At 35.0% G+C, this 14,021-nt stretch carries 11 protein-coding genes; all 11 read left to right on the forward strand.

Features of this window, described 5'->3' with window-relative positions; all coding sequences use genetic code 11:
* Positions 1 to 4: 4 nt before the first annotated feature.
* The 11 genes from menB (at position 5) to ACEWFJ_RS04470 (ending at position 14,000) form a co-directional block, all read left to right on the forward strand.
* Positions 5 to 823: a 1,4-dihydroxy-2-naphthoyl-CoA synthase gene (gene menB / locus ACEWFJ_RS04420; protein WP_098306808.1), complete on the forward strand. Its 819-nt coding sequence runs from the start codon at positions 5 to 7 to the stop codon at positions 821 to 823.
* A 429-nt stretch (positions 824 to 1,252) separates the two neighbouring features.
* On the forward strand, positions 1,253 to 1,549 hold the full coding sequence (locus ACEWFJ_RS04425) for a WXG100 family type VII secretion target (RefSeq protein ID WP_098306453.1): 297 nt from the start codon (positions 1,253 to 1,255) through the stop codon (positions 1,547 to 1,549).
* 241 nt (positions 1,550 to 1,790) lie between these two features.
* The gene (gene esaA, locus ACEWFJ_RS04430) at positions 1,791 to 5,084 is read left to right on the forward strand and encodes a type VII secretion protein EsaA (protein ID WP_473690629.1); all 3,294 of its coding nucleotides are present in this window, start codon (positions 1,791 to 1,793) and stop codon (positions 5,082 to 5,084) included.
* Entirely contained in the window at positions 5,056 to 5,559 is a 504-nt protein-coding gene (essA, locus tag ACEWFJ_RS04435; protein WP_429710151.1) for a type VII secretion protein EssA, read from the forward strand. The genes esaA and essA overlap by 29 nt, the downstream gene beginning before the upstream one ends.
* Before the next feature lie 12 nt (positions 5,560 to 5,571).
* Positions 5,572 to 5,823 (forward strand): EsaB/YukD family protein, encoded by a 252-nt coding sequence (locus ACEWFJ_RS04440; RefSeq protein WP_098306458.1) that lies wholly within the window; start codon positions 5,572 to 5,574, stop codon positions 5,821 to 5,823.
* A 60-nt stretch (positions 5,824 to 5,883) separates the two neighbouring features.
* The gene (gene essB / locus ACEWFJ_RS04445; RefSeq protein ID WP_473690632.1) at positions 5,884 to 7,077 is read left to right on the forward strand and encodes a type VII secretion protein EssB; all 1,194 of its coding nucleotides are present in this window, start codon (positions 5,884 to 5,886) and stop codon (positions 7,075 to 7,077) included.
* A 183-nt stretch (positions 7,078 to 7,260) separates the two neighbouring features.
* On the forward strand, positions 7,261 to 9,195 hold the full coding sequence (locus ACEWFJ_RS04450; RefSeq protein ID WP_473690634.1) for an FtsK/SpoIIIE N-terminal domain-containing protein: 1,935 nt from the start codon (positions 7,261 to 7,263) through the stop codon (positions 9,193 to 9,195).
* Entirely contained in the window at positions 9,165 to 11,804 is a 2,640-nt protein-coding gene (gene essC / locus ACEWFJ_RS04455) for a type VII secretion protein EssC (RefSeq protein WP_473690636.1), read from the forward strand. Before ACEWFJ_RS04450 ends, essC begins: the two co-directional genes overlap by 31 nt.
* On the forward strand, positions 11,785 to 12,210 hold the full coding sequence (locus ACEWFJ_RS04460; protein ID WP_473690638.1) for a YwqH-like family protein: 426 nt from the start codon (positions 11,785 to 11,787) through the stop codon (positions 12,208 to 12,210). The genes essC and ACEWFJ_RS04460 overlap by 20 nt, the downstream gene beginning before the upstream one ends.
* Positions 12,210 to 12,497 carry a TIGR04197 family type VII secretion effector gene (locus ACEWFJ_RS04465; RefSeq protein ID WP_473690640.1) on the forward strand — a complete coding sequence of 96 codons (288 nt, stop codon included), beginning with the start codon at positions 12,210 to 12,212 and terminating at the stop codon, positions 12,495 to 12,497. Before ACEWFJ_RS04460 ends, ACEWFJ_RS04465 begins: the two co-directional genes overlap by 1 nt.
* 27 nt (positions 12,498 to 12,524) lie before the next feature.
* Positions 12,525 to 14,000, forward strand: coding sequence for a T7SS effector LXG polymorphic toxin (locus ACEWFJ_RS04470; protein ID WP_473690642.1), 1,476 nt, complete (start codon positions 12,525 to 12,527; stop codon positions 13,998 to 14,000).
* Positions 14,001 to 14,021: the final 21 nt, after the last annotated feature.

The raw sequence follows: 14,021 nt of genomic DNA on the forward strand, positions 1-14,021 counted from the left end.
CAAAATGACGATTGAATGGGTAAAAGAAGGCAATTACGAAGATATTATTTACTCCACATACAATGGAATCGCAAAAATTTCGATTAACCGTCCTGAAGTACATAATGCATTCCGTCCAAAAACGGTAATGGAATTAATCGATGCGTTTGCACATGCACGAGATGATGAAAATGTTGGCGTTATCATTTTAACAGGTGAAGGTGGCCGTGCATTCTGTTCTGGCGGTGACCAAAAGGTTCGCGGGCATGGCGGATATGTTGGGGAAGACCAAATCCCGCGCCTAAACGTATTAGACTTACAACGTTTAATTCGCGCGATTCCAAAACCAGTTATCGCAATGGTAGCAGGTTATGCAATCGGTGGTGGACATGTTCTTCACATCGTATGTGATTTAACAATCGCAGCAGATAACGCAGTATTTGGCCAAACTGGTCCAAAAGTAGGTAGCTTTGATGGTGGATACGGTGCTGGCTATTTAGCTCGTATGGTTGGCCATAAGAAAGCTCGTGAAATTTGGTACTTATGCCGTCAATACAACGCGCAAGAAGCACTTGATATGGGCTTAATTAACACAGTTGTACCATTAGAACAGCTAGAAGAAGAAACTGTGAAATGGGCAGAAGAAATTTTAGCAAACAGCCCGATGGCACTTCGTTTCTTAAAAGCTGCATTTAATGCAGATACAGATGGCCTTGCTGGTATTCAACAACTAGCTGGTGATGCAACGCTATTATACTACACAACAGACGAAGCAAAAGAAGGCCGCGATGCGTTTAAAGAAAAACGCCGTCCGGACTTTGGACAATTCCCTCGTTTTCCTTGATCGGGAAGATGAACAAAAGAGACTTGATGAAATTTCATCAAGTCTCTTTTTTGTATCCGCATTAGCGGGCAGTAAGACCCCCACCTCAAGATGCAGAGAGAAGCAAAGAAGATAGGTGGGGGATAAAGCCCGATTGGTTCAACTAACCATCAGTGGGGGATAAAAAAACCCCACTAACGGAAGCTTCACTTTATGCTTAGCCAGTTTTCTAACATGATTTTCAAAAATCTGTATTAGATTACAGTTATTCTCGTATAATAACAAGTTATTGTTATATTTATATATAAATAAATGCTTCTAATATTGGATATTTATATACAAAAAGGTAAATTTTCCTTCTCATTATTTTATCATTATTGTTATAATAGAAATGGTAAAATTAAAATGGTTAATTTTACAATTTTTGCATATTGATAGGGGGAATATTAAATGTCTGGACAAATTCGTATGAGTCCTGAGGAACTTAAAGCTAAAGCAGCTCTATATGGTAGAAGCTCTCAAGAAATTGATAGTATTTTACGCAAGCTGGAAGGGTTACAAAATGAATTAAGAGGTGAATGGGAAGGCCGTGCTTTCCAAGGGTTTGATCAACAATTTAATGAATTAAAACCGAAAGTACAAAGTTTCTCTCAATTATTACATGAGATTAACGTTCAATTAGACAGAACTGCACAAGCTGTTGCTGAACATGATGAGCAGTTATCACGTAATTTTGGCTTGAAATAAGAAAGCTTGAATAGTAGAAGATTGATAAATGAGCCATGCGACTTTTGTTGTATGGCTGATTTATATATAAGTGGTTTAATTTTGAAATTTGAATAATAATCATTCTCTCCATTGCAATTATGTTGATGCAGTTTAAGGCTATACATTTGAAGGACAAAAATAAGCTGCATTCTAACAATGGATAAATTATTTCATATTCACAGGAGTGGTAAGTATTGAAAAAATTCAATGGAGGATCTTGTTGTTTATTGTTTTAGCTCTTGTACTAGCAACGGGAACTTCCTATTTAGCATTAAATCATAAGGTTGAAAAAAAGGATGAAACTAGTGCTAAAAAAATGGCAGTTGCCGTAGTAAACGAAGATCAAGGAACGGCGTTTGAAGGGCAGAAAATAAATTTTGGAGATCAGTTTATAAAAAACATTAGTAAAAATGATAAACAACAATGGTATGTAGTAAGTCGCGGAATAGCGGAAAGTGGTTTGAAAAATAATAATTATAACATGATGATTGTTATTCCGAATGATTTTTCGCAGAAAGCTGTTGCTATTAATTCGGATTCGCCAGAAAAAGTAACGATAAGTTACAAAATTAATGCTACTGGTAATAAAGATTTGAAGGCAGAGGCAGAAAATACTGCGGCTTCTATTTTAGAAGAGTTTAATAAACATATAGTAGATGTTTATTTTGCTAGTATTGTTGGGAATTTACAAGGTGCACAAGATAATATACAGGCAATCACCAACAAAGAACAAGCACAATTGAATGTATATAAGACAGATGTACAAAGCCCTTTAGCAAACTATACACAACAATTTAAAACAGTACAAGATTATACAGGAGTTTCAATAGATACATTTAAAGGGTTTCAAGGTGTCTTGAATGGGTTTGAACAAAATATTGATGGAACCTCACAATCTAACTTGGCTTTCCAAAATAGTTTTGGTAATTTCCAAAAGACACAAGGGGAAAATAGTTTAGTTGCAAATAATTTCTCTAACCAACTGAATCAATTCAATAGCGATTTAAGTACAGCGGATGTATTAAAAAGGCTAGATACTTTGGAGTTAACTAACAAAGCGATAGCTGATCAATTCACTCTTGCAGATAAAAGCGCTAATATTTTATCAGATTCAGCTGCTATTCAAAATTACTTAACAGACGTTAATAGTAAAATTCGCAGCTACGATGCAGATTTAACAGAAAAGTTAAAGTCGGATATTGAAGCGGAGACTCGTGAGAAATTAAAGAAAGCCATTTCGGGTGAGGATCAAAAAGCAGTATATCTAAATACACTTATGCAGCAACCGAACGATGCAATTAAGAAGAAAATTGAACAGCTAATCAATCACTTACCGAGTGTGAGTAAGGAAGAGATAGATCAGCTTCCGTTACCAGATGAAACAAAACAAGAGTTAAAAAATGTGATTCTAGTTACTGGAAAATACAATACAGAGAATCAATTTTATCCTGAAGATACAGGACAAATCCCTTTAGAAAATACAATAAAAACCATTAAAACGGATCTTGCAACAAGTGGAATCATCTTTAATGATGTCAAAAAAGTGCCGAAGATGGATGCTGCTCAAACGTTCACTTTAAATCTTCCTAGTGAGTTTGGTCTTCAGTCATTAGTAATTGATGGTAATGATTATACAGAAGAATTTTTAAATAAAGGCATAGTTACTTTACCAGCGCGAGAAGAAGGGAATTTAGAGGTTCGTGTACATGTTAAATTGCTAGATCAAAATGCCAATATAGATGTGTTTACTCCAGTAAATTGGCAGTGGAATTTAGATCATAAGTCTGAGAAGAAAACAACTACTGAATCAGGAAAGCCTTCCAATCCTAATGGAAAAGAAGATGCCGGAAAAACTGGTAATACATCGATAAGTGCAGCCTCACAAAAGGTAACGAAAACAGTACAAACAACGGATACAACCCCAAGTGATCCAAATAAGGGCAATGGAACAACTCCAAGCGATCCAAATAAGGGCGATGGAACAACCCCAGGTGATCCTAATAAAGATAAAACTAAGGTAGAAACAATTGAACGCACGAATGATCGAATCTCACATCAAAAGGCAGAGAATTTAGTTCCAGATTCAACAAATGTATTAATTAGCGATTCTGTTAAATCAGTACAAGCTTATCAGCAATTGTTAAGTTTGTATGAATTGTATTATGGCTTTGATATGACAAAACCAGATTTAGAAGCAGATCTAGCAGACAAAACATTAGATGAGAAAGCGGAATCAGATTCTCTTTATTACATTTTCAATAAGCAAGATATAGTAGATGTAATGGCAAACTTTATTGCAACTGAGATTACTGGTGAAATAACGGCAGAAACAAATGATTTAAAACAAAAAGTCGATACGTATATGGAATTAGTAGGTAATGCTGATCAAAATTCAGAACACTTGGCAGAAGTATTAAAACAAACAACAGAACAAGCTCAAGTTATGAATGCGACTTTAGGAGAATACTTAAAAAATGTAGAAGCATGGCGTGAAAATAGCTTGAAATTAATAGATGACCAAAAAGTAGTGGCGACTAATCGTGATGGTGAACAAACAGCCGTGTTAGGATTAGATTCCGAGTTTAAATCATTGTTAACACAAAGCCAAGCTTTAGGTGATGCGTCTAAAGGAAATCTATTAGCGGCAGATAACGTATATAAAACGTTTGATGAAATTAATAATCAGGCAAAAGAAATTCAAGATAGTGGTGTAACGATTGTATCGAAAGCGAATACATTACTAGATGATTATAGTGAAAAAGTAGCAGATGACAAGGATTTCTCCAAAAACTTTGCGAAAGTACTGTCAAATAGCCGTGTTGGAGAGCGTCAAAATGAAGACTTATATCAATTTTTAGCAAGTCCAGTTCAGAAGCAAAATGATGGTACGATTACAGCTGGAGATGCGTTTACACCGTACTTAATGGTATTGGTATGCTTTATTGTTGCTTTATTTACTTCTTATGCAATCGCACATCAAGAGAAAAGACGTAGTCAAAAAGATGATTTTGAAGAAGAATTCTCTACGATGCTTTCAAATGTACCAATTACTGCAATTACTTTAGGAATTGCAATTGCAGAAGGGATAACGATTGGTATTATTTCAGGGCATTTACTACAATTTGATCAGACACGTAATTTAATGTGGATTGGTTCTATTACAATGATTATGGCTGCTTTAGTTCTTATTTCCACATACTTATTACGTCAGGTAAAAATGATTGGGATGTTTGTATTATTAACGTTCTTTAGTATGTATTTGTTCTTAACGAATGCAGTAGGAATGAATGTAGATAAAATGTCGTACTTTGGACAAATACGTAAATTCTCACCGCTTCAATATATTGAAACATTTTTAAATAACTTTATAAGTGGTAAAAATAGTGAGCCTGCTATTCTTGGATGTATTATTGGCTTAGCTATTTTTGGATTTATTATCAATCTCTTTGTATGGCATAGAAGAAGAGGAGAGGAACAAGAGTTAGATGATCAAATCACGGAAAGTATTAGTTAATTTATCATTGTTTCTTTTCCTAGGCTCATTTGCCGCGTTACCGATGAGGTGCGCGGCAGAGAGCTACCTCAATGATAATGGGAAAATGGAGTTTAAAGTAGACCGAATCGAACAAACAGATCAAGAGAAAATGAATAAAGGGGAACAAGAAACGGAATTAGATAAGGCAGGAATAGAATTATTTAATCCAAAAGTAGAAAAAGAAATTGAAGAAAAACAAAAGAAAGAAAAGAAACAGATGCAAGAATTAAGGGAATCCTTATTTCTCAATACAAAAACAAATGATGATATCAAAGATACAAAAGAAAGTTTATTCCAGAAAAACTACGCGGTGCAAATGAATTCGAGTGAAACAAATAATAATCAAAGCACAACGGGAACACCAATTAGTACAACGATGACGGTACTACTCATCGGTGGGATTCTACTCATTTGTAGTGGTATTTATGCCATTATTCGAAAAACTGGGGTATAAGGAGAAATATGAATGGCTGTTCAAACACATATTAATGTCACCGTAGATTTTAGTAAATGGAATGGGAAAACATATGATTTACGCATTCCTAATCATCAATCTATTAAATATTTGTTGAAGAATTTAATAGAAACTTTAAAAGTTCAAAATCATGATGGGTCACATTATGTCATAAAAGTTGTTAATAAGTCACTATTACTAACAGACAATGATCGGTTAATAGATTATGAAGTAACTGATGGAGACATTTTACAAGTACTATGACTACTTGGATAAATAGTTCAATGTGTAGAAATTTATGTATACGATCAAAAGGAGAAGAACATGGTGGAGAAAACGATTCAGATTGATTCGATGAATTATCGATTTGAAATAGGCGAAGGGACTTGGAAATTAGAACTTGCCCAGTCACAAACTCGAGTAAAAGATTTTTGTCAATTTGATTTATTAATGGAGAAGTCAGCAATCTTTGTTCCGGTAGCGGTAGAAGAAACAGAGGATACCTTTGTCTTTTCATACGAAATTAGTAAGAAATTAAAGAAGTGGGACGATATAAAAGATTTAGAGAGAAATGAAAAATTACGATTGCTTCGAAATGTCGCTCGTTTTAAAGAGTATTTACATAGAAGAATAACGTTCTTTTTACACCCAGAAAATCTAGTATTTGATACTAATTATTTACCTTTTATTGTTCATCGTGGAATTCGAGAGATTGTTCCGCCAACCCCCATTACAGAAGAAAAATTCTTATTACAATATAAATGTTTAATTATTGCATTGTTTTCTAAAAAATATAGCTATGATGAATTGTATAGTGGCGTCTTGAAAAATGCAAAAGAAACAACATTTGAGCAAAATGTTGTTAGTATGAACAGTTTAGACGAATTAATCCAATTTATTGAAGATAGCTTTGAAAAAGAACAAAGAAAAACAGAAAAGAATATGCAAATTGTCCCTAAGAAAAATTTTAAAAGATTCAAATATATGGCGTATTCTTTTGCGGCAGCTACTGTTATTTTAATAGCACCATTAGCATATTACGCGTTTATGAAAGTGCCTTATCAAAATACATTGTTAGAAGCAAATAAAAACTTTTTAGCTACTGATTATGATCAAGTCATTAGTAATTTACGAGATGAAGATGCTGAAGGACTACCTTTAGCTTCTAAATATGAGCTGGCATATTCTTATGTTAAGGGTGAGAAATTAGGGGACCAGCAAAAAGCATCTATTATGAAGAACATCAGTTTAAAAAGTGATGAAAACTATTTGCTGTATTGGATTTATAACGGTAAAGGAGATTTTAACAAATCTCTAGATATAGCAAAGCAGATTGATGATCCACAATTAATCATGTATGGCTTAATTAAACAAATAGAGGCTGTGAAAAATAATCCGAAATTGTCGGGAAAAGAACGAGATGAGAAGTTAAAAACATATCAGCAACAGTTAGATGAGTATAAAAAGAAATATAGTGATACATCTGATGAAAAAGATTTATCTAATACGAACAAATAAACAAACTAAGAACGTTAAAAGAATGAAACTTCTTTTACTTCATGTATCCTGCTCTAATGGATAGTAAAACTCTCACCTCAAAACGTAAAGAAAAGAAGCTAGGTGGGAGTTTTACTATCTTTAAGAGAAACAGTACACATATTTTTTTAACGATAGAAGCTAACAAAGGAGTAGTGGAGAAGGATGAAGCAACAACTTCTAGCAGTGAGCTATGGCGATAAATTGTATAAATGTCGCCTAAATCCATCTGAACGTCCCGTTGTGACAATTGGGAATGAGTGGTCAAATACAATTACGAATCTTGATTTAGAAGAATCGCTTACGATGAATTGGGACCTTGAGAATGGTGTATGGAAAATAGAAGATAGAACTATTCATGTTAACAAGGAGAATCAAATTGAACTGAAAAATCATAAATCTCTCTATATGTGGATTACATATGTTGAAGAGGTTGCTGTATATGATATAGCGACGAAGTATTCCATCACGCTTAGCGAACGTGAAGGCGATGATATTACCATTGATGGAACAAGCGCAGACCTCGTATTCATTCGTGAGTCATTAGATGAACCATTCAAAGTTAACGTACACGGAGGGCGTGTATTCCATAACCATCAAAAATTAGAAGGTAGTGCTATTTTAGAAAGTGGAGATCAATTATTTTTTGATGGTGTAACAATTCAAATTGGACATGAAGATATTCAATTTGTAACAACCAAAGACAAAGTACAATCAACATTACCTCGTTTACTTGAAGCAGATAGCTATTTTCGTGATGAATATCCAGACTACCATCGTTCACCACGCATTATTTATCGCGAGCCAGTTGACAAAATGACAATTGCAAAGCCACCAAGTGAACCATCAAAACCAACAGAACATTTAGTACGAATGATTGCTCCGTCCCTTGTTATGATCGTGGTCACTGTACTATTGGCAATCTTTATGTCAAATGGCTTATATATATTTGCCTCATTAGCGATGACTGTAGCAACAGTAATTATATCGGTCACATCGTATATTAAAAGTTTAAAGCAATACAAAATTGATATTGTAGAGCGTGACACAAGTTATAGAGAGTATTTAAAACAAAAGACAAAAGATTTATATGAAGAAACTGAAAAGCAACGTCATGCACTTCACTATCATTATCCAGATGTTGCAGAAATTCGCAACATGGCTATGCAGGTAAACTCACGCATATATGAAAAAACGATGCTTCATCATGATTTCTTAACATATCGTGTTGGAACAGGTCAGGAAAATACTAGTTTTGAAATTCAATTTAACGAAGAAGAATTTAGTCAAAAGAAAGATGAATTAATTGAGGCAGCACGTGAACTAAGACAACAATATCTCTCACTACAAGATGTTCCAGTCGTGACAGATTTAATGAATGGACCAGTCGGATATATTGGACAACGTTCTTTAGTGTTAGAACAACTGCAACTTTTAGTTATGCAAACTTCATTATTTCATAGTTACTATGATTTGCAGTTTATTACATTGTTCCCTGAAGAGGAAAAGAAGAAATGGGATTGGATGCGCTGGCTGCCACAAGCAAGTGTACGCGATATTAACGTACGTGGTTTTGTGTATCATGAACGCAGCCGTGACCAAGTACTAAACAGTCTGTATCAAATATTAAAAGACCGCAAAATGAAAATAGAAGAAAAAGGTTCTTCTAATGAAAAATTATATTTTGCACCGCACTATGTTGTACTCATTACAGATGAAAAACTGATCTTAGATCACATTGTAATGGAATTCTTTAATGAAGATCCAACGGAATTAGGGGTATCACTTGTCTTTGTACAGGATGTAATGCAAAGTTTACCAGAACATGTGAAGACAGTCATTGATATAAGAGATTCGAAAAAAGGGAATATCATCTTAGAAAAAGGTGAACTTGTTAACCATCAATTCGCGCTCGATCATTTTCCGACGGACTTTAACTTAGAAGATATATCCCGTGCATTAGCACCGCTGAATCACCTACAAAACTTGAAAAATAGTATTCCAGAAAGTGTAACTTTCTTAGAAATGTATGGTGTCGAGAAAATTCAAGAATTAAACATTACAGCAAGGTGGGAAAAAATGCAGCCCACAAATCATTAGCTGTACCACTTGGATTACGCGGTAAAGAAGATATTGTAAATCTAAACTTACATGAAAAAGCACATGGACCACACGGATTAGTAGCAGGTACGACAGGTTCTGGTAAGTCAGAGATTATTCAATCATACATTTTATCTCTTGCGGTTAATTTCCATCCGTATGAAATAGCATTCCTACTTATTGACTATAAGGGCGGCGGAATGGCGAACTTATTCAAGGACTTACCGCACTTACTAGGAACTATTACGAACTTAGACGGTGCACAAAGTATGCGTGCCCTCGCATCGATTAAAGCAGAATTACAAAAACGTCAGCGCTTATTTGGGGAACATGATGTAAACCATATTAACCAATATCAAAAACTGTACAAACAAGGCAAAGCGAAAGAACCAATGCCGCATCTGTTCTTAATTAGTGATGAATTCGCAGAATTAAAAGCAGAGCAGCCTGACTTTATGAAAGAGTTAGTATCAACAGCACGTATCGGTCGTTCTCTAGGAATTCACTTAATCCTGGCAACGCAAAAACCAAGCGGAGTTGTCGATGACCAAATTTGGAGTAACTCGAAATTTAAATTAGCACTAAAAGTACAAAACACATCCGACAGTAACGAAATCTTAAAAACACCAGATGCCGCAGAAATCACACTGCCAGGACGAGCTTACTTACAAGTCGGGAACAACGAAATCTATGAATTATTCCAATCTGCATGGAGCGGTGCTGATTACATAGAGAACAGAGACGATCAAGAGCATTTAGACGCAACGATTTATGCGATTAATGATTTAGGACAGTATGAGATTTTGAGTGAGGATTTGAGTGGTCTCAGCAGCAGTAAAGAAATTGCTACTGTACCGACAGAACTTGATGCAGTAATTGATTATATCCATGATTACGCAGAAGAAAAACAAATTGAAGCATTACCAAGACCATGGTTACCGCCGCTTCCAGAGAAAATATTCCTGCAAGACTTACATCCAGTGAACTTTAAAGAAGCGTGGAAACAGGAAAAGAAACCATTACAAGCAACAGTTGGTTTACTAGATCAGCCTGAACTACAAGCACAAACACCGCTCACATTAGACATAAGCAAAGACGGTCACGTTGCAGTCTTCTCAAGTCCGGGCTACGGAAAATCAACTTTCTTACAATCGGTCATTATGGATGTGGCGCGTCAGCATAGTCCAGAGCATTTGCATGTGTATTTGCTTGATTTTGGTACAAATGGATTAATGCCGTTAAGAGCATTACCTCATGTAGCAGATTTGGTGACGTTAGACCAAGAAGAAAAATGTGAGAAATTCCTTCGTCGTATAGAAGAGACGTTGAAAGAGAGAAAACGATTACTAAGTAAATACGGCGTTGCTAGTCTTGAAATGTATGAACGAGCTAGTAATGAAATATTACCGACAATATTAATTACGTTAGATAATTATGATGCGGTGAAAGATGCAGGATTTTACGATGATTTCGAACGCCTTATTACCCAAGTGGTTCGTGAAGGTTCAGCAGTAGGGATTCATCTCATGTTAACTGCTACACGCCAAAATGCATTACGAGTACAAATAAATGCGAATATTAAATTGCAAATTGCTCTTTACATGATAGACGAAACAGAAGCGAGATCAATTGTAGGGCGTACTGACTTGAAAATTGAAGAAATCGCTGGCCGCGGTCTAGTGAAACTAGAAGATCCAACAGTATTCCAAACTTGTATGCCAGCGGAAGGGGAAGATGTGCTGAACTTAATTCAGCATATACAAGCTGAAGGCCGAGAAATGGAGGCTTATTGGGCTGGTAAAAAACCAAAACCGATTCCGATGGTACCAGAAGTATTCGAATACAAAGAATTTATGGCATGGCCAGAAACGAGAGAAATTATTGAAACTGGTAAACTTTCCTTTGGCGTTGAGACTGAGAATGTTACACCAATGGAATTAGACTTAGTAGAAGCCTCAAATGTTGTTGTAGCCGGAATCAAAAAAGAGGAAATTGAAAATGTAATCTATCAATTTATGCAACAATTAATTGCAAGTCAAAAATTTGATACAGGTCTTGTAGATACAAGAGCACAAACTTTTTCAAACTTTAAAGGCCAAACAGCTTTATATGTGGCTGAAAAAGTAGGGATAGAAAAAACGATTAAACAAGTTGCAAATGCTTATCGATCAAGGGAAGCTGCATTTAAAGAGGAGCAAGAAGCTTCTAATGAAACAATGAATCCAGCAGACTTTATTAAAAGGTTCAAACCAATTGTTATCGTAATTGCAGACTTAAATGACATTGTGAGTAGCTTAGGGGATACTGAATTATTTAGCTTATCTGAATTAATTACGAATGGTGCGTATATGGGAATCCATTTTGTTATTGGTTGTGATGTGGATGCAATTGATAGTCGCTATGATTCAGTTTCAAAAGCAGTTAAAGCACAATCTCATGTTATCTTGTTAAGAAAATCATCTGGACAAATGGTGTTTGATGTATCCAATAAAGATTTAACTAGTACGAAGTTAAATCCTTTTGAAGGATATTTTGTAAAAGATAGATATGCAACAAAAATTAAAGTACCAGTTATGCAGGGGGATATTAATGGAGCTATCTCAACTTAATAGTCAGAAAGCAAGTTTACTTAATAGTATTCATCAACAGCAGAGCCAATTAGCGGCTCTGCAACTGAAACAACAACGATTAATACAAGCGAAAGGACAATTTGTAAATAATATAGGATCCATTCGGGAAAATCATGAACAATTTAAATCGTTAGAAGTTAATGATAGTTTGTGGAAAGGAAAAACGGCAACTACTTTCAAATCCACGTATGAACAGCAAGTCATCTCAAATTTAGGAAGATTTATAGGCGAGTTAGATAGAGTAAAAGAAGATATTGATCATGCGATTCAACAAATTGAGAGACAAATTGATTCATGTGAATCAAGTATTTCCTCATTAAATAGAAGTGTTTCAAATGTGAACGATAATATTCGAATTGAAAAGCAGAAAAAGGAGAATGGATAATGGGTGAAATTAAGTTAAATAAAGCTGTCTTTGATTCGAAAGTAAATGAACTAAAAAGCGGTGCGAGTGATTTAGGGAAAACGAAATTCAATGATATGAAGTTGAATCGCACCAATTTAACTAGATTAACTAAATTTTGTGAAGCAATAGAAGAGTTATCGAAAAAAGTGCAGCAGTATGAACAATTGCTACAAAAAGATATTAATAACATTCAACAAGCCGGGAAAGAAATGGTTGAGAAAGATGAAAAACTTGGAAAAGATTTGAGAGACATTTTTACTCATTAGGCTATATAAAGAAATAGGGGGAGAAACATGAGCAAAATCATTGAGTTACAGGAAGTGAAAGAACTTCAAACTCGCTTTAATTCAAATGCTGAAGAGTTAAATCAACATTTTGAATCGTTAATGCAAAAAATAGAGGATTTTACACAAATTAACTCTTTTCAAGGGAAAACTGCTGATAATATTAAGAAGTATTTATCAGTTCATGTAGCGGTTATCTCTGGATTTACGGCTACAACGGAAGGATTAAAAAGTCAATTTCAAAAAGCTGTAGAGGAGTTTAACAGTGAGGTTGACAGTGATGCAGATACAAAAATTCATGGGAGCTATTTAGGTGATATAAAGAAAAAAGTTAATGGATATAGTGAAGGATTTAACCACTCTAATGAAGCGGCAAGAAAAACAGTGGATAAGATTAGTGACATCGTCGCAATTCAATATCCATCATCATCAAACATCACTGAAGGAGCTGTAAAAAGTCAAAAAGAAATCAGTGATACATTAGAAAAATTAGAGGCTTATAATAGTAAACAAAGTGATCTGCAAGAGTTTCATGAACAGATGCATAAGATAGATGAGGGAATGAAAGAAATAAAAGCGAATAATGGGAATTTATCTAGTGCTTCAATAGATAAGATTATTGCTAGCGGAGCAATTGGAAGGATAATTAAGGGAACAGCGGATATAATGACCAAATTTGACATTGGAGTTAAGGGAGCTAAGGCTCTTTTAGCTTCCTATATACGCATGCATTATGTTAAAAAGAATTATGGTTTAGACGTCCTTTTTAAGCCTGAAGGTCGAAAAGGAAAAGGAGCATATGAACTATCGATATTTAAGAAAGAAGATTGGGTTAAAGTAGCAAAAATACTTACGTCGGATAATAACGATGATGTTTTAGCTAAATTTCTCAAGAATAAACTTGAATTTGAATTTGATAATTTAAAAACAACAAATGCACAAATAAAAAAATCAAGAAAAACCGTTTTAAAATTACCAGAGTTTCAGGGATATCAAGACTTTCAAATTGATAGACTTGATAATGGATTCTTTAAAGCAGTTGGAAAAAAAGGATGGAGTTCATTTCAAACTGCTTATGCAGACGGTCTAAAGGATTTACATCCTGGGAAATGGAAAGAAATGTTTAAAGGCATGGGTAAGCCGGCCACAGCATTGAAAGGAGCAGGTATTCTTGGGGCGGTTGTGTCAGTTGGAGGTAATATTGTAGATGCTAAAGAAGGTGGTTGGCATTTAAACGATGTAGCTGATATAGCAACAGATTCAGCTGTAGATATTGGAGCAAATGCAGGAGCGATGGCAGCTGGTGCCGTAGCGGGATCGTTTTTCCTTCCGCCGCTTGGGACTGTGGTTGGAGCAGCGGTTGGGGTAGGTGCTACAATGTTATTGAATAAAAAATGGGACGAACTTGGAGGTGACAATATAATTGATGTTACTAAAAAGGGAGTTAAAAAGGTAACACACAAACTTGGAGCTATATTTGGGTAATTAGACTACACGAAAGGTGCA

The sequence above is a fragment of the Bacillus sp. EA-CB0995 genome, from assembly GCF_055814245.1.